The following is a 17,809-nucleotide window of genomic DNA, read 5'->3' on the forward strand; positions in this document are numbered from 1 at the left end:
TATAATCTTGACAGGTTAATCCGTCGGAGCTTTCACCATCGTTGTATGAATGGTATTAATAACAATATCAATCCAATCTAACGAAATACCATTCTTTTTAAGATCGCCCTCTGGTTTGTTGGTGGTATCGCTTTTATCTTGCCAATACCCTTATATGTTCCCAATATACGGTAAGTGATTTATTGCTAGTAAATATTTTTAATTGATTGTAATTTCAATATGTTATTTTTCCATCAGGACCATACCAGCATCATGTGTACATTAAGTATATCTTTAACTAGCGTGTCCAGTTTTTTGTAGATTGGCCTGACAAATGACAGGAAAAACTATTAGTATTGGGAAAATGATCACTTTAGTTTGAAAACCGTTTTCAGGGAAATAGAAATGTTACACGTAATTGCATGGCCTGATCTGCTTATTTGCATTTTTGTCGTTTTCTTTGCTTATCTGGTTTTTGGTATGGCCGGGTTTGGTTCTGCACTTATTGCTAGCCCCATTCTGGCATTTTATATTCCTATAGCGAAAATTGTTCCTATGCTTGCGTTGGTGGATTTGACTGCCGCAGTGATTAATATTACCAGAGAGGGTAAGAAATCAGAGTTTAGTGAGATCAAGTTAGTTATTCCATTAATGGTTGTCGGTAGCTTGATTGGCGCCGCTATTTTATTGATGGCCCGACCTAATGTTTTAGTTCTGGTGTTGGGGTTATTTGTTGTTTTCTATTCAATTTATTCGCTATTTTTCAGTAAAACCTACCGTCAATTCCCCGCTAAAGCCGCCATTCCATTTGGGCTAAGTGGCGGTATTTTCAGTGCGCTATTTGGTAGTGGGGGTTTCCTTTATGCAATTTATCTGACTGGGCGGATATCTGATAAGGAGGTTTTCAGGGTTACTCAGACGACTTTAATTGGTTTCAGTACCCTGACGAGAGTGATTATTTTTGTTTTCATGGGTATCTATCTGGACACCTCATTTTTGTTATTGATACTGGTATTTATTCCAGCCATGTTGTTGGGGATCTATTTTGGCCGTCAGGTGACACTGAAAATCTCCAGAGAAACATTCTTGAAGTTTATCAATATTATTGTGCTGGCTTCGGGCTTAATGCTGATATATCGTTATATATTTACTCTTTAAAATAATAACTAATCGGAATTAATATATTCAATATAATATTATTAATTTGTTGTTTTCAGTTCATTTCATATTTATTCTTTTTATTTTTGCTGGATAGATATAAATAAAATGAACAGTCGTGACTATAGAAATAATAATTTTTTTGCCATTTTTACTATTACTACGAGTGTCGCGGTTATTGGCATTGTCATTGGTTTGACGATCCCAATGATAGCGTTACGCTTGAATAGCCAAGGTATCGATGAGTTGTACATTGGTTTAATTTCTGCGGCTCCGGCGTTGGGGGTTCTTTTGAGTGCTCCGGTAGTCCAGAAAATTGTAGCTCTGGTAGGTAAGAAACACGCCATGATGATTGCAACAGGGGTTTCTGCTGGCAGTTTGCTCCCACTTTTGGGTTCGTTGCCGATGGAGGTGCTTTTTCCTCTGCGGCTAATGACTGGCGCTGCTAACGGGTTAATGATCTGTCTAGGTGAAACCTGGATTAATGAACTCTCTGAAGAGAATAAACGAGGCAGGGTATTGGCTGTTTATACGACGGTTTTTACTATCAGTCAGTTGCTTGGCCCTTCTATCATTGCTTTTTATGGTATTGAAGATAAAGCGCCGATATTGATTTGTACTCTGATCCATATCATCTCCCTGGTACTTTTTGTCATGCTAGATCAGAAGAAAGGCGATAAATTGCCGCAACACAGTAAGAAATCCAATTTCTCTATTGTTCAATTTGTGAAGGTTGCACCGGCGATCTGTGGTGGTGTGCTGTTTTTCTCTTTTTTCGACGGGACCATTCTTTCTATGTTACCCATATATGGAATGAGTTGTGGGTATGTCGAAGCCGTAGCTGCACTAATGATAAGTGTTGTTCTTGCTGGCGATGCATTGATGCAGCTCCCGTTTGGTTGGCTGGCGGATCATATGAATCGTATGCGTTTGTACCAGATTTGTGGTGTAGCAACGCTCGGAGCAAGTACGTTACTGCCATTTGCTATGGCGCATCACTATCTTGTCTGGCCTCTGTTGATTGCTTTAGGGGCAACTGCGGGGGCTATCTACACCATTGCATTGGTCCAAATTGGTCAGTATTTTTCAGGAAATGATCTGATAGTGGCTAATGCTGCGGCGGCTATGTTGTGGGGGATTGGCAGTTTGTTTGGGCCGCTGCTTGCCGGTATAGCGAGTTCAATGACGTCATCAGGTTTACCTGTTCTACTTGTCATCATTGCAGCACTGTTTCTGATTTCAACAATGGATCGGTTCAATCCACAGTGTGATAAAAGTGAAGTGTTCAGTCGATAGCTGTACTGGTGTAAAAGCTGGCTGTGAATGGCAGTCAGCACTTATCCAACTTAAATACCGTCAAAGAGGAAATCGAGTGCCGCTTTTACCTGATTACGGTATTGCGATGCATCGCAAAATTCAGCACCCAAAGCATGAACAGATATACTGGCTAGTTCGTGAGTCATGACAGCATATTCTTTATCGTCTATCAGCCTGATAAGGGGGATCATTCGAACAGGGCGACTGCTGCCAGGATATTTTTCAATTGGCAGCAGTGGGATCACAATTCGGCGGTTTAACTGCCCGATAATGTCACTCGTGACGTCCAGCAACAGGGGATAAACAACAGTTTTCCCAGTATTACGATAAACGGTGAATTGCATCGCTAAAATGTCCTGTATTCATCACTGAAACAACCATGTTCGTCATGGAAACGGTTTAATACCTCCAGAGCTTCCCTATTATCTTCCTGCCATTTCAGCGCCTCGCGATGGCGTAATTCGGCATCCAAGGCGGCGGTCAGTGTGGCACTAAAGTTAATACCTGCTTCACGTGCCCGGTTCAGTAAGCCTCGTTCTACAGTCATTGTGACGCTCTGTGTGTTGCGTTGTTTTGCTGTCATGATTTATCTCCGGTATTGAGTGTGCGTGTAGATTACACGTATATGGACACGAATTGTAGTTCTGAATGTCGGTTTTTTCGGCTTGTTCAGCGTTACCATTCGTTACTTGTAACGGCTCGCATTTCATTTCGTCCGGCTCACAATAACTGTAAATGAAATTCATTTCATGGTGAAACTGTTGGATCTTCCTTGTCGTCTAAGGCTGAAACATTGTAATTAACTATCGTAAAAAGTTTAATCTCCAGAAGTCGTTCTTCTAATGTTTGGTGAAATAATACTGTTAGCTATTGATTTCGACACTATGATCACTGGATAATCTTTCGCCTTAAATTCTCTCTCTGTTTTCTATTCTGAAAGCCAAACGATTGCTTTTATGTTTTGTTGAACCGATTGGTGCAATATTCATTAAGTGTTGCGTTATTAAGCAAGGTAATCGTTTTCGTTTGATTAGGAAGCAGAAGAAGTACTATGAACATAATGCAGGGGAATGACATGTCAGGCATTCAGGCACCAGTTAAATGCAAACTGGATAAGTATTTTAAATTGACCGAACGTGGCACAACGGTACGCCGTGAAATTCTGGCAGGGATCACAACTTTCTTGGCGATGGTTTATTCAGTCATCGTTGTACCGGGAATGTTAGGGCAGGCAGGGTTTCCCCATACTGCTGTCTTTATTGCGACTTGTCTGGTTGCCGGTTTTGGTTCTTTGTTAATGGGGTTGTGGGTTAACTTGCCAATGGCAATTGGTTGTGCAATTTCGTTGACTGCATTTACTGCCTTTAGCTTGGTTTTAGGGCAGCAAATCACTATCCCGGTTGCACTCGGTGCGGTATTTCTGATGGGGTGTTTGTTTACGGTGATTTCTGTTACCGGTATTCGTTCCTGGATTTTACGCAATATACCAATGGGTATTGCGCATGGTGCAGGGATTGGTATTGGACTGTTTTTGTTACTGATTGCGTCAAATGGTGTTGGTCTGGTCATTAAGAATCCACTGGAAGGTCTGCCTGTTGCTCTGGGATCGTTCACCTCTTTTCCGGTTGTGATGACTCTGCTTGGGCTGGCTGTTATTTTTGGCCTGGAAAAATTGAAAGTTCCCGGTGGTGTGTTGTTAGTGATCGTGGTGATTTCTGTTATTGGGCTGATTTTTGATCCGGCAGTGAAATATCAAGGGTTTTTTAAGGTACCAAGTCTGGGCGATGACGGTCTGTCCTTGATTTTTAGTATGGATATTATCGGGGCTTTGCAGCCAATTGTGTTACCTAGTGTGTTGGCGTTGGTAATGACTGCGGTGTTTGATGCCACCGGTACCATCCGTGCAGTAGCAGGGCAAGGGAATCTGTTGGATAAAGGCGGGCAGATTATTAATGGCAGTAAAGCGCTAACTGCCGATTCGGTTAGTAGCATTTTTGCCGGTGCTATCGGTGCTTCCCCGGCTGCGGTATATATCGAATCAGCCGCGGGTACCGCAGCCGGTGGTAAAACAGGTTTAACCGCAACAGTTGTCGGTATCCTGTTTCTGTTAATTTTGTTCTTTTCTCCACTTTCCTATCTTGTACCGGCGTATGCCACGGCGCCGGCGCTGATGTATGTTGGTTTGCTGATGCTGAGTAATGTCAGAAAGCTGGATTTCGATGATTTTGTTGGGGCGATGTCCGGTATGCTCTGTGCGGTCTTTATTGTCCTGACCTGCAATATTGTAACCGGTATTATGTTGGGTTTCAGTTCGCTGGTTGTTGGTCGTATCTGTTCCGGTGAATGGCGCAAATTGAATATCGGTACAGTGGTAATTACGATCGCTTTAGTAGCATTTTATGCTGGTGATTGGGCTATTTGATTGATTAAGAAGTGCGTAAGCGGTGTTCACCCCTGCGCACTTTGCCATTTCTTGCGATTACTTTTAAATCCTCAATTATTTCCCCCGCTATTTATCTGATTAGTTTACAATATTCTTGCAATTCTTTCGGATACGGCTCCATGTGTATCTACCTTTTTCGATTGATTCAGTTATTTTAGTCTTAAGATTTATTCTCACTGTTTTTGTGTTAACGGGAAGAAAGAGAGTTTCAATCTGTATACCAACGGTTCTTAGGTAAATTGTAAGGGCAACATGGAAATATTCTTTACTATTCTGATCTTGATTTTGGTGGTTTCAGTTTCTGGCGTTCTGACTAAAGTGATTCCGTTCCGCATACCTCTGCCGTTAATGCAGATTGCAATGGGAGCATTGCTGGCTTGGCCACACTTTGGCTTACATGTTACTTTTAATCCTGAGCTATTCCTCGTTCTGCTAATTCCTCCTTTGTTATTCGTTGATGGCTGGAAAATGCCAACCAGAGAGTTTTTCCAGTACGGACGGGAAATTTTTATACTGATGCTGGTATTGGTGTTGGTTACTGTTGTCGGTATTGGTTATCTGATTTACTGGCTGATGCCAGGCATTCCGTTAATTGCTGCTTTTGCCCTTGCTGCTGTGCTATCGCCAACAGATGCGGTGGCTTTATCATCCATTGTCGGAAAAAGGCGCATGCCTAAGCGCATGATGAATGTGATGGAAGGGGAAGCGTTAATGAACGATGCTTCCGGCCTGGTAGCCTTAAAGTTCGCTGTAGCGATAGCAATGGGAACGATGGCATTTTCTGTTACTGGCATGACCATAGAATTCGTCAAGGTTGCTATTGGCGGTTTGTTATCCGGTATTGCAGTAACTTGGTTGTACAGTAAATCCCTGCGCTTAATGAATCGTTGGAGCGGTGGCGATCCGGCAACCCAAATTGTGTTCATGTTGCTGTTGCCGTTTGCTTCTTATTTGATTGCAGAACATATTGGCGTTTCCGGTATCCTTGCTTCGGTTGCCGCGGGTATGACGATCAGTAAATCTGGGGTCATCCGTAATGCTCCGTTGGCAATGCGTTTGCGTGCTGATAGTGTCTGGTCAATGCTGGCGTTCGTGTTTAACGGTTTGGTGTTTATCATGTTGGGCCTGCAACTGCCGGGGATCTGGCAAACTTCCGTTATACAGGCAGAAATTGATCCAACTGTTGAAACCTGGATGTTGTTCGCCGCAGTCGCAGTGATTTATGGCGCCCTTCTACTGCTGCGTTTCTGCTGGTTATGGTTGATGAAGAATATCAGCAAAGTTTTTATGAAAAAAAATCCACTGAATTTTGCGACTTATACCACTCGTGAATTATGGCTGGCATCTTTTGCCGGAGTTCGTGGAGCAATCACGCTTGCTGGCGCACTGTCTGTACCTCTGTTTCTGGCGGATGGTACGCCATTCCCGGCTCGTTATCAGCTTATCTTTATTGCCGCAGGAGTCATTCTGTTCTCGTTGTTAATTGGAGTTCTCTCTTTGCCATTCCTGTTACGGGGCATTCAAGCTTCTGATAAAGAGGCAGATATCAGTGAGGTACGAATGGCGCGGGCAGCGATGGCGGAAGTGGCGATTGTCAGTATGAATAAGATGGAAGAGCGTCTTTCTGCTAGTCCCGAAGAGCAATTGGATGCTGAGGTTATTACTGAAGTTGCTTCTAGGGTAATTGGTTATTTGCGTCGCCGTACTGTGGGGCAGGATGAGATAGAACATAACTTGCTAGTGGAAGATTTGGAACGTCGTTTTCGTCTGACCGCATTGAGGGCAGAGCGTGGTGAGTTGTATCATCTGCGTGCAACCAGAAAAATCAGTAATGAGACATTGCAAACCTTACTGCATGATTTGGATTTACTGGAAGCTCTGCTGGTACAGAAAGAGCACTGATATCTTGTAGTTTGTTGGTGGTTACGACAATCTTGCGAATCACTTTATTCAGCCTGATCGGTGAATATCTCACTTGTCAGGTTGATAGCTGATTTGTGGTGTTTACTCGTGTTTGGCTGGTGGCATGAGTTTTTGCATCATAGATACCGGAACCCCCTGGCAATAATGAATAATACGTTGGTTCCGGTGGAATGGTTGGTAAAATTTACCATTGGAGGGAGTTTGGTTGCTGCGTTGTTCTGGGGTCATCGACGTTTAATTTTGCAATTCCTTTTACGAATGGCAGATTATCCATCGCGTGTTGACGAGCGGAATGGATAAATGCGTCAGTTTCAGGCTGATACTGCTCGCCTTCACGAACGGCAGCGTACAATCTGCTCCATAAACCTTCTCCCAGTGTCTTAGTTACCACTAACCCTTGCCTTTCAAATGTCTCAACAACCCAATGTGGTAGGGCTGCGATTCCCATGCGGGCAGCGACCATTTGGATCAGTAACAGCGTGTTATCCACATTTTTCAACGTAGGGGCAACCCCCGCAGGCTGTAAGAAACGCCGCCAGATATCGAATCGCTGACGCTGAACGGGGTAGATCATCAAGGTTTCATCAATTAAATCTTTTGGCTGAATGTGCAATTTATTTGCCAGAGGGTGATCCGGAGCGACAACCAGTTTGACCTCATAATCAAATAGCGGTGTGTAGTGCAAATGACTCTCCGGGAGAATATCTGATGTTAAAACGACATCCAATTCTCGTTGCAGTAATGCTGGCTGTGGATCAAAAGTGACGCCGGATTTGAAATCCACATTGACTTGGGGCCAGGTTGCTCGGAAATGCTTGAGTGCCGGTGTCAGCCATTGAATACAACTATGGCATTCAATGGCGATACGCAGATTTGTTTGGCCCGGCTCTTTACATTCGCGGAGCGCGTTTTGAACCAGAGGGAGCACTTGTTCTGCTAGTCGTAATAAAATTTCACCCTGTGGCGTGAAGCGAAGCGGTTGACTTTTACGGATGAACAACCGGAAGCCGAGGCGATGTTCAAGATCGCTGAACTGATGAGACAAAGCGGATTGTGTTTGATGCAGATGGTTGGCTGCCGCCGCTAATGAACCGTAATGACTCAATGATTGTAGTGTTTTTAGATGTTTTATTTCGATCATGAGAAACCTTCAGGATGATAATGAATAAATTGCGCTTGTGGTTTATACCTTACCTGTTGATTATGGATGTGTAAACATCTAGACGGCTAAAAATGACGGGATAATGAAATGACGATTATTAATCACACACTTGGCTTTCCACGTATCGGTTTGAAAAGAGAACTCAAAAAGGCTCAGGAGAACTATTGGGCAGGGAAAATTTCTCAGCAAGAATTATTGGAAACTGGCCGTGAGTTACGTGCCCGTCACTGGGAACAACAGAAGCAGGCTGGTGTTGATTTAGTGCCGGTTGGTGATTTCGCTTGGTATGATCATGTTCTAACCACTAGTTTACTGCTCGGTAATGTGCCGCCGCGTCACCAGAATCCAGATGGCACGATTGATCTAGATACACTGTTCCGTATTGCTCGCGGTCGTGCGCCGACGGGTGAACCTGCCGCCGCCGCAGAAATGACTAAATGGTTTAATACTAACTACCACTATATTGTGCCGGAATTTCAGCAAGGGCAGGAATTTAAACTGAGTTGGACTCAGTTACTAGAAGAAGTAGATGAAGCGTTGGCTCTGGGTCATCAAGTGAAACCAGTTTTACTGGGGCCGGTAACTTACCTGTGGCTGGGTAAAGTAAAAGGTCAGGTATTTGATCGTCTCTCTTTATTGAAAGATATTCTTCCTGTTTATCAGCAAGTATTAGCTGAGTTAGCTAGACGGGGTATCGAGTGGGTTCAGATCGATGAACCTGCGTTGGTACTGGAACTGCCAGCAGAGTGGTTAGCCGCTTATCCGGTTGCTTATCAGGCGCTTCAAGGACAGGTTAAATTATTGCTGACTACCTATTTCGATAGCGTTGGTCACAATCTAGAAACGATCAAATCCTTGCCGGTACACGGGCTGCATGTGGATCTGGTTGCTGGTCAAGATGATATCGCGCAACTAAATGAGTCATTGCCAAAAGAGTGGGTACTTTCCCTTGGCGTGATTAATGGTCGTAATGTATGGCGTGCTGATTTAACCGCTAAACATCAGTTGATTAAGCCATTGGTAGATAGCCGTACATTGTGGATCGGTTCTTCCTGTTCTCTTCTGCACAGTCCTATTGATTTGAATGATGAGACTGCGCTTGATGCCGAGGTGAAAAGCTGGTTTGCGTTCGCATTGCAGAAATGTGAAGAGTTAGCCTTGCTGGCTGCGGCATTGAATCAGCCAGAAGGCGGTAAACAAGCGGAATTGGATGCTTACAGTGCGCCAATCCGCGCCCGTCGTGAATCTAAACGGGTAAATAATCAGGCTGTTACTGAACGCCTTGCAGCGATTAATCCACAGGACAGCGAGCGTAATCAGCCATATCCACAGCGTGCGGAAATACAGCGTCAGCGCTATAACTTGCCATTGTGGCCGACAACAACCATTGGATCGTTCCCGCAAACGACGGAAATCCGCGGCTTGCGTTTGGATTTCAAAAAAGGCCGGGTAGATGGCGCCAGCTATCGCACCAATATCTGTGAACATATTAAGCAGGCAATTAACGAACAGGAACGTTTAGGATTAGATGTATTGGTTCATGGCGAAGCTGAACGTAACGACATGGTGGAGTACTTCGGTGAACACCTCGACGGTTTTGTCTTTACGCAGAATGGTTGGGTTCAGAGCTATGGTTCCCGCTGCGTTAAGCCACCGGTGATTATTGGCGACGTCAGCCGTCCTGAAGCTATCACGGTAGAATGGGCTAAATATGCTCAATCACTAACGGAGAAACCTGTCAAAGGGATGTTAACCGGTCCGGTGACGATTCTCTGTTGGTCATTCCCAAGGGAGGATGTCAGCCGTGAGACGATTGCTAAGCAGATTGCATTGGCGCTGCGTGATGAAGTGGACGATTTGCAAGAGGCGGGTATTGGTATCATCCAGATTGATGAGCCAGCATTGCGGGAAGGTTTACCACTGCGCCGGGAAGAGTGGCAGGCTTATCTTAATTGGGCAGTAGAGGCATTTAAATTGAATGCTGCAATTGCTAAAGATGGCACACAGATTCACACTCATATGTGTTATTGCGAGTTCAATGACATCATGCCTTCCATCGCAGCATTAGATGCGGACGTGATTACCATTGAAACTTCCCGTTCAGATATGGAGTTGTTGGATTCATTCGAAAACTTCTCTTATCCGAATGAGATCGGGCCGGGTGTTTATGACATTCATTCACCTAACGTACCTAGTGTTGAATGGATTGAAGCATTGCTACGTAAAGCGGCTGATCGTATTCCAGTCGAACGCTTGTGGGTTAACCCGGATTGTGGTTTGAAAACCCGAGGTTGGACTGAAACTCGCCAGTCACTGGCAAACATGGTACAAGCGGCGAAACGTCTTCGTGAATCAGTGAAATAACTCATCCAACAATTTGCCTGTCACCTTTAATTGGTGACAGGCATTTTTCATAAAATAATCTTTTTTTCTTGCAGTAGTGCATAGTGATGCGAGCTTAGCCGAGATCTTTTCTATTACCAAACTTTTAGTAACTTATATATGCCATATTGGTATTTGTAAAAGTACATTTTATTAACAAAATAACTCGGGTATTAACAAGATGGAAGCATTGTAATAGAAACTTAATAATTAAAGAGAGGATTATATGGATGTTAATAAGTTGCAAGGTAAGAAAAGTAGCTCTCGAAGAAATTTTTTGAAAAGTAGCGCTGCTATTACGGCGACTGCTGCGCTTGCTCCGATGAGTTTAGCTCGTGCGGAAGCAAAATTATCATCACAACATGGAATAGGCATATGTACGCTTGCGCCAGAGCAGATATCAGGGCCGTATTTCCGAAATGATAAAATTGTAAGAAGGGATATTACTGATTCAGAATTAGGAATACCTTTTTTATTGAAAATTACTGTCATGGATGAAAAAACATGTAAACCCGTTGATAATTTATTTGTTGATATCTGGCATTGTAATAGTCGGGGGAAATATTCCGGTTGGACTTATATCAGCCCCGATGTAGTACCTAACGTTGAGGGAATAGCTTCTGCCAATAGAACTGATGATAAAAGTTTTCTAAGAGGAGCTCAACCATCGGATAAAAATGGGGTAGTTAATTTTACGACTATTTATCCCGGCTTTTATGCTGGTAGAGCGACTCATATTCATATTGCAATCAGAAAATTGAGCACAAATATAACTGACAAAGAGCATTTTGCTTTCGTGGGGCAAATGTATTTTCCAGAAGAGATCAATTCAGAGGTTTATAAATATGATCTGTATTCAAAACGGAGGGTAATCAGAACTAAAAATAATGAGGATACATATTTTAAAAATATGAATGGTCATCTCTCAGAAATAAAAATAACAAAAATAGACGAATATGATATTAACCGTGGGATACTGGGTGAAATAATTCTATCAATAGACTTGGACAATGTGTCTAATTTTATAACTAAAGATGATTTATATTCCCATACGGTATGACCGGTTTTATTGAATAAACTAAATTTCAATGTAATAACAGCCGAAATTATAAAGTAACCTATGTAAATGGTGTGCTGATTAATAATTTAATAAAGTATCAGGTACTTGATATTTGCATACGGATATTGTGCAGGCACAGAGAGGATTATCTTTACTGTTTGATTGATATTATCAGTAGAGCATACTGTCTGTGCCTGTCATTTTCTCAGCGGAAAACTTTCAGTCCCACAAGCGGAATGTCAAATTAATGAGTTGCGCCTCCATTAACGGTGATATCTTCACTGTTTTTTAATGCTTCATCGATAGCAATTTCCAGTGCGGTTATAACTGTTTCTAGGGCCATGCTCGGAGCACCTGAATACCGAGCTGCTTGTTCAGGCAGATAAGGAATATGGATAAATCCACCGCGTATTTCAGGATTGGAGCATGCTAAATGATGCAACAAGCCGTACATGGCGTGGTTACAAACAAAAGTGCCTGCGGTTTGTGAAATGGAGGCAGGGATTCCTGCTTCACGCAAACCCTTGACTATCGCATTGATCGGTAACGTGGCGAAGTAGGCGGCAGGGCCTGTTGTGACTATGGGGGTATTGATAGGTTGATTGCCTTGATTATCAGGAATACTAGCGTCATTGATATTAATTGCCACGCGTTCCACGGTAATATTTGGTCTACCGCCTGCCTGTCCTACGGCAATGACCAGATCAGGTTGTACATCATCAATAGCAGCATACAGACAAGCTAGGGAGACGTCGAACACACATGGAAGCTGACGCGCTTCAACGCGGGCTCCACATAATTCTCGCCCCTGTAATTGTTTGGCTGCTTCCCAGGATGGATTAATCGTTTCTTTGTCGAAAGGTTCGAAACCTGTAATTAAAACTGTTTTTTGTGTCGTCATCGATAGTGCCCTAATTATGATAGAAAGAGTCTAATATATCTATACCCGTCATCTTTCAAGCTGCCTCTTTGTTGGCTGCACTCACTCACCCCGGTCACATAGTTCTCTATGCTCCCGGGGATTCGCTCCCTTGCCGTCGCGATGCATCTTGAAATCCATAGGGTATAAACAATATGCATTCTATAAAAAGATAACTGTGATATTTATATTTGGTAATTGTTTTATTTTTGTTGAAAATATAATTGTAATATATTGGTAAATAAGCAAGAAAATTTTTTATTAGTTATGGAAGTAAAATACAGTTAATTTTTTAATATGTTCATCATAAGAAAAAGTTATTTTTAAAATAGCCAAGATTATTGCGTTGTTGATTTATAAATGTTAGGGGAATATTTTAATAACGACGGTAATTTATATCTGGTTAAGTTGATAGTTTATCGGAAATATTTTTTTTATGACCGGATTGTGAAACGATAATTTTTTCTTTGTGATGGGATGGATATTAACCTCTATTAACTCCCAGGGAGAAAATATTTCAATGAGATAATCCGTGATATATTTCTCTCAGTATGTTTAATATATAAAAATAACTAAACAATGGATTGTTTTTTCCATAATACAAACTTAATTCCAGTTAGTTTGTGGGTGGAAGAAAACACCCTGTTTTTTACCCATTTCATGTCTATTTTGTGATTTATGTCTCAAAATAATGTATGTTTTTCTTTTTTATATTACTTTGAAGTGACATTTATCACTAAAAGATGTCTAAATGCTCAATACAGTAGATCCCAACTAATTTCATTATAAATTCTTCTTGCTGAGGAGTCTGATATGTCTGATGTATTTCACTTAGGTCTGACCAAAAACGACCTACAAGGCGCAACTTTAGCTATTGTTCCGGGTGATCCGAAACGTGTGGAAAAAATCGCAAGATTGATGGATAACCCAGTTCATCTTGCTTCTTTACGTGAATTTACGTCATGGCGGGCAGAAATTGATGGTAAAGCTGTCATTGTGTGCTCTACGGGTATCGGTGGCCCATCAACTTCTATCGCTGTTGAAGAATTAGCGCAATTGGGTGTGCGTACTTTTTTGCGTATCGGCACAACAGGTGCAATTCAAGAAAATATCAATGTTGGTGATGTGTTGGTGACTACTGCGGCTGTTCGTTTGGATGGCGCTAGTCTGCATTTTGCTCCGATGGAATTCCCGGCGGTTGCCGATTTTGAATGTACGACTGCTTTGTACGAAGCAGCAAAAGATTTAGGTGCAACGGTACATGTGGGGGTAACGGCTTCTTCCGATACTTTTTATCCTGGTCAGGAACGTTACGATACCTATTCTGGCCGTGTTGTGAGCCGTTTCAAAGGTTCAATGGCTGAATGGCAGGCGATGGGGGTCATGAATTATGAAATGGAATCGGCAACTTTATTAACAATGTGTGCAAGCCAAGGACTGCGTGCGGGGATGGTTGCCGGTGTTATTGTTAACCGTACTCAGCAGGAGATTCCTAATGTTGAATTACTTGAGAAAACAGAAAGTAACGCATTAGGAATTATAGTAGAAGCTGCTCGCCGTTTGTTGTAAATCATACTTTTTGGGCCGGAGTATTCCGGCTCACTCTTATTTTAAAGAGAAATCTGTTAATGTCTTAACACCTAACAATTAATTAAGAGTCATCATGATCACAACATCTTTATTGCATCCATCAGTGCTTCCACTCAATGGAGGGATTAATTTTCGTGATTTAGGCGGTAAAAAAGTCGCGAATGGTGGAAAAATCAAATCAGGTTTACTTTTCCGTTCTGGTTCTCTGGATCGCTTAACAGAAAAAGATCAATCTTTTCTGGCAAATAAAAATCTCTTTCAAATCATAGATTATCGTGATATCAGTGAAGTAGAGGATAAGCCTGATTTGATATGGAATGGCGCTAATTATTATCACGCCCCGGCTAACCCCTTATCTGATGAAGTGAATGCGAATTTGGAAAAATTAGCGTCCGAGATGTTGGAACAATTTAATCCTCAGGCATTTATGTTCCGTCTTTATGAATTATTGCCTCTAAAAAACTCAGCCTATAAGACATTGGTTAAGTTACTGCAACAACCGGAAAAAGGGGGAATCGTCCAGCATTGTGCGGTAGGTAAAGACAGAACCGGTGTAGGCTCTGCTCTGGTATTATTTGCATTGGGGGCTGATTTGGATACGGTAATGGAAGATTATTTAGTGACTCACTCTACTTTGGCTCCTTACCGTGAATATTTGTTAAATGAGCATGCGAAAACCATGAGTGATGATCTGGTGGATAAATTCGCTTATGTTTATTCCGTGAGAGAAGAGTTTTTAATGACGGCATTAAACAGTATTAATCAGCATTATGGCAGTGTAGATATATGGCTGGAGAAAGATCTTGGCCTTGATTTTGCTGCTCGTAAGAAATTACAAGGTTATTTCCTTGAATAAAAAGTTGGTTTAATTCTGGTTAATGCAGTGGTGGTTAAATTGAATGTGGTATTACCCGTTATCTTTCAAGTTGCCTCTTTGTTGGCTGCGCTCGTTTACTCCAGTCACATAGTTCGCCATGCTCCCGGGGATTCACTCCCTTGCCGTTGCGATGCATCTTGAAATCCATAGGGTATATTAATCAATATAGGAATATGAATTTGAGTCTTCATGAAATAGTTGATCTGGTAATCGCTTTTGTTAAAGCTCATGATACTTGGATCATGCCGATTGTTTTCTTGCTCGCTTTTGGTGAGTCTCTGGCTTTTTTCTCTTTGTTATTGCCTGCAACGATAATATTGCTTGGATTGGGGGCATTAATAGGTGAAAGTGGCCTTAATTTCTGGCCAATTTGGTTGGCAGCCGCCGCGGGGGCTTTTTTGGGCGATTGGGTATCTTATATTGTAGGCGCCCATTTTAAAGGTGATGTTGGTAAAATTTGGCCGATTTCCCGTAAACCGCAATTACTGACACGAGTACACCATTTCTTTGAACGTTGGGGTATCTGGAGCATTTTCTTTGGTCGATTCTTTGGGCCTTTCCGTGCAATTGTGCCATTAGTCGCGGGTATTTGTGCCATGCCATTGCGTTATTTCCAGATAGCGAATATCTGTTCCGCACTTATCTGGTCTTTTGGCGTATTAGCGCCAGGCGCGTTTGGTTTGCAATGGTTAGTGAAATGGGTGAGTTAATTGGGAGCGGCTTCGCAGACTGAACCATCTGTATAAATCATTCTGGACATCTATACAGTGACAATTTAGTTTATCTGGTCTAAGCATTAGATAGAGGAAGTACCGGTGGGTATCCAGTTGTTATATACGTTGATAGGTACACTTGGCGGCCTGTTGGGCGGTGGTATTCTCGTTTGGTTCTCCGTTCATCAACGTATTCAACAGCAAGAGTTGGAATTACGGAAATTGGACAGCCAGCTTGCCGTTGCCAATGAGAAACTTGAACAATCCGCTTATTGGCGGGTTGAATGCGAACAATTGAACCAGGAATTACGGGCTCAGAGAGAAGTCAATAGCGTGCAAGAATCTGAACTGCGGGAAGTGACGACACGTTTGGAAGAGAGTCGCTTTGCGGCTGAAGAGAAACAGCGGTTGCTGATCAACAGTGAACTACGTTTGAATACGCAATTTGAGAATTTGGCTAACCGTATTTTTGAACAAACGGGTCGCCGTACTGATGAACAAAATCGGCAGAGTCTCAATACGCTTTTAGCGCCATTTCGTGAACAGCTTGATGGCCTTCATCGGCAGGTACAGGAGAGTTTTGGTCAGGAAGCCCGTGAACGTCATACGCTTGCACATGAAATCCGAAATTTACAGCAACTGAATGTCCAGATGGCGCAGGAAGCTATCAATCTGACGAATGCCCTTAAAGGTAATAATAAAATTCAGGGAGATTGGGGCGAAGTTGTGTTATCCCGTATTTTGGAAGCCTCTGGTTTACGAGAAGGGCATGAGTTTTGTACTCAGGTAAGTATCAAGGTAGAGGATAACCGCCGTTTCCAACCTGATGTAATTGTTCATTTACCGCAAGGGAAAGATGTGGTCATTGATGCCAAAATGTCGCTGGTTGCTTATGAGCGTTATTTTAACAGTGGCGATCGGCATCAGCAGGAGTTAGCCCTTCAAGAACATATCGACTCAATTAAAGGCCATATTCGTGGTTTGAGCCGCAAAGATTACCAACAATTGCCCGGGCTGAAATCGTTGGACTATGTATTGATGTTTATTCCGGTTGAACCCGCTTATCTGGTTGCGCTTAACAAGGCGCCTGAGCTGCTTGATGAAGCACTTAAACACAATATTATGCTAGTTAGTCCATCAACATTGTTGGTTGCTGTACGTACTATTAATAACTTGTGGCGCTATGAGTATCAAAGCCAGAATGCGCGTTTAATCGCCGATAAGGCCGCCCGTATGTACGATAAAATGCGTTTGTTTGTCGATGACATGCAAGGTTTGGGGCAAAGCTTGGATAAGGCTCAACTTAATTACCGACAGGCAATGAAAAAACTGACTGAGGGGCGTGGCAACCTGATAAGTCAGGCAGAGGGTTTTCGTAATTTAGGTGTTGAGGTGAAACGGCCGATTGATCCCGAATTGGTTGATAAGGCCAGCCAACCATTCTGTGCTAATGATTAATACCAGGATAGGGTTTTACCTGAAAGGCTGATACACTTTTATAACGCTTTGAATAAAAAATGGGCAAATAACATGGTAGACCACACGAAACAAACCACACATTTTGGTTTCCGTACTGTAGCAAAGGATGAAAAAGCAGGCATGGTGGCTGATGTGTTTCATTCTGTTGCGACAAAATACGATTTAATGAATGATTTAATGTCGTTTGGCATCCATCGTATCTGGAAGCGTGTGGCTATTGATGCCAGTGGTGTGCGCAGAGGTCAGAGGATACTTGATTTAGCGGGTGGTACCGGCGATCTGACTGCTAAATTTTCTCGTATAGTTGGTGAAAAAGGCGAAGTTGTTCTTGCTGATATCAATGAATCTATGCTGAAGGTTGGGCGTGAAAAATTACGTGATGCTGGTATTGTTGGGAATGTCAGCTATGTGCAGGCCAATGCAGAAGCGTTGCCTTTCCCCGATAACTATTTTAATTGCATCACTATCTCTTTTGGTTTGCGCAATGTTACCGAAAAAGAAAAAGCCCTGCGTTCTATGTTTCGGGTGTTGAAGCCGGGTGGACGTTTATTGGTACTTGAATTTTCTAAACCTTTGTTCGCACCGTTAAGCAAAGCGTATGATGCTTATTCTTTCCATGTGCTGCCAAAAATTGGTCAGGTTTTTGTGCGGGATGCTGACAGTTATCGTTATTTGGCGGAATCCATTCGTATGCATCCTGATCAGGAAACGCTTAAAACGATGATGGAAGAGGCTGGTTTTGAACAGGCGACTTATACCAATATGACTGGCGGCATTGTTGCACTACACAGAGGTTTTAAATTCTGA

General features: G+C 42.6%; 15 protein-coding genes. 11 read left to right on the forward strand and 4 right to left on the reverse strand.

What is annotated here, in order from left to right:
- The first annotated feature begins 384 nt into the window (after window positions 1-384).
- Both EAE93_RS09140 and EAE93_RS09145 read left to right on the forward strand, forming a co-directional pair.
- Entirely contained in the window at window positions 385-1,137 is a 753-nt protein-coding gene (locus tag EAE93_RS09140) for a sulfite exporter TauE/SafE family protein (RefSeq protein WP_036810266.1), read from the forward strand.
- 108 nt (window positions 1,138-1,245) lie between these two features.
- Complete coding sequence (locus tag EAE93_RS09145; RefSeq protein WP_214039541.1) at window positions 1,246-2,433, forward strand: MFS transporter; 1,188 nt, start codon at window positions 1,246-1,248, stop codon at window positions 2,431-2,433.
- A 50-nt stretch (window positions 2,434-2,483) separates the two neighbouring features.
- Here the strand turns inward: EAE93_RS09145 and EAE93_RS09150 are convergent, their stop codons facing one another.
- Together EAE93_RS09150 and EAE93_RS09155 are read right to left on the reverse strand one after the other, a co-directional pair.
- Window positions 2,484-2,798 (reverse strand): CcdB family protein, encoded by a 315-nt coding sequence (locus EAE93_RS09150; protein ID WP_036810272.1) that lies wholly within the window; start codon window positions 2,796-2,798, stop codon window positions 2,484-2,486.
- Window positions 2,799-2,800: 2 nt separating this feature from the next.
- Entirely contained in the window at window positions 2,801-3,037 is a 237-nt protein-coding gene (locus tag EAE93_RS09155; protein WP_214039542.1) for a type II toxin-antitoxin system CcdA family antitoxin, read from the reverse strand.
- A gap of 492 nt (window positions 3,038-3,529) precedes the next feature.
- On the opposite strand from EAE93_RS09155, the gene EAE93_RS09160 reads away from it, so the two are divergent.
- The gene (locus tag EAE93_RS09160; RefSeq protein WP_036810279.1) at window positions 3,530-4,876 is read left to right on the forward strand and encodes an NCS2 family permease; all 1,347 of its coding nucleotides are present in this window, start codon (window positions 3,530-3,532) and stop codon (window positions 4,874-4,876) included.
- A 273-nt stretch (window positions 4,877-5,149) separates the two neighbouring features.
- Window positions 5,150-6,799, forward strand: coding sequence for a Na+/H+ antiporter (locus tag EAE93_RS09165; protein ID WP_105399376.1), 1,650 nt, complete (start codon window positions 5,150-5,152; stop codon window positions 6,797-6,799).
- A 205-nt stretch (window positions 6,800-7,004) separates the two neighbouring features.
- Here the strand turns inward: EAE93_RS09165 and metR are convergent, their stop codons facing one another.
- Window positions 7,005-7,961, reverse strand: coding sequence for an HTH-type transcriptional regulator MetR (gene metR, locus EAE93_RS09170; RefSeq protein ID WP_214039543.1), 957 nt, complete (start codon window positions 7,959-7,961; stop codon window positions 7,005-7,007).
- 108 nt (window positions 7,962-8,069) lie between these two features.
- Between metR and metE the strand changes: the two genes are divergently transcribed.
- Window positions 8,070-10,346 (forward strand): 5-methyltetrahydropteroyltriglutamate--homocysteine S-methyltransferase, encoded by a 2,277-nt coding sequence (metE, locus tag EAE93_RS09175; RefSeq protein ID WP_214039544.1) that lies wholly within the window; start codon window positions 8,070-8,072, stop codon window positions 10,344-10,346.
- A 244-nt stretch (window positions 10,347-10,590) separates the two neighbouring features.
- Complete coding sequence (locus EAE93_RS09180) at window positions 10,591-11,424, forward strand: intradiol ring-cleavage dioxygenase (protein WP_214039545.1); 834 nt, start codon at window positions 10,591-10,593, stop codon at window positions 11,422-11,424.
- A gap of 244 nt (window positions 11,425-11,668) precedes the next feature.
- Here EAE93_RS09180 and pcp read toward each other — a convergent pair whose 3' ends face one another.
- Complete coding sequence (gene pcp, locus EAE93_RS09185) at window positions 11,669-12,325, reverse strand: pyroglutamyl-peptidase I (protein ID WP_214039546.1); 657 nt, start codon at window positions 12,323-12,325, stop codon at window positions 11,669-11,671.
- Window positions 12,326-13,156: 831 nt separating this feature from the next.
- Between pcp and udp the strand changes: the two genes are divergently transcribed.
- The 5 genes from udp (at window position 13,157) to ubiE (ending at window position 17,809) form a co-directional block, all read left to right on the forward strand.
- Window positions 13,157-13,912 carry a uridine phosphorylase gene (gene udp, locus EAE93_RS09190; protein WP_214039547.1) on the forward strand — a complete coding sequence of 252 codons (756 nt, stop codon included), beginning with the start codon at window positions 13,157-13,159 and terminating at the stop codon, window positions 13,910-13,912.
- Between the two features lie 94 nt (window positions 13,913-14,006).
- The gene (locus EAE93_RS09195; protein ID WP_036778263.1) at window positions 14,007-14,789 is read left to right on the forward strand and encodes a tyrosine-protein phosphatase; all 783 of its coding nucleotides are present in this window, start codon (window positions 14,007-14,009) and stop codon (window positions 14,787-14,789) included.
- Between the two features lie 194 nt (window positions 14,790-14,983).
- Window positions 14,984-15,520 (forward strand): DedA family protein, encoded by a 537-nt coding sequence (locus EAE93_RS09200; RefSeq protein WP_377312254.1) that lies wholly within the window; start codon window positions 14,984-14,986, stop codon window positions 15,518-15,520.
- 165 nt (window positions 15,521-15,685) lie between these two features.
- Window positions 15,686-16,981: a DNA recombination protein RmuC gene (gene rmuC / locus EAE93_RS09205; protein ID WP_415186282.1), complete on the forward strand. Its 1,296-nt coding sequence runs from the start codon at window positions 15,686-15,688 to the stop codon at window positions 16,979-16,981.
- Between the two features lie 72 nt (window positions 16,982-17,053).
- Window positions 17,054-17,809: a bifunctional demethylmenaquinone methyltransferase/2-methoxy-6-polyprenyl-1,4-benzoquinol methylase UbiE gene (gene ubiE / locus EAE93_RS09210; RefSeq protein WP_214039549.1), complete on the forward strand. Its 756-nt coding sequence runs from the start codon at window positions 17,054-17,056 to the stop codon at window positions 17,807-17,809.

The sequence above is a fragment of the Photorhabdus akhurstii genome (assembly GCF_018448925.1).
Taxonomy (GTDB): domain Bacteria; phylum Pseudomonadota; class Gammaproteobacteria; order Enterobacterales; family Enterobacteriaceae; genus Photorhabdus; species Photorhabdus akhurstii.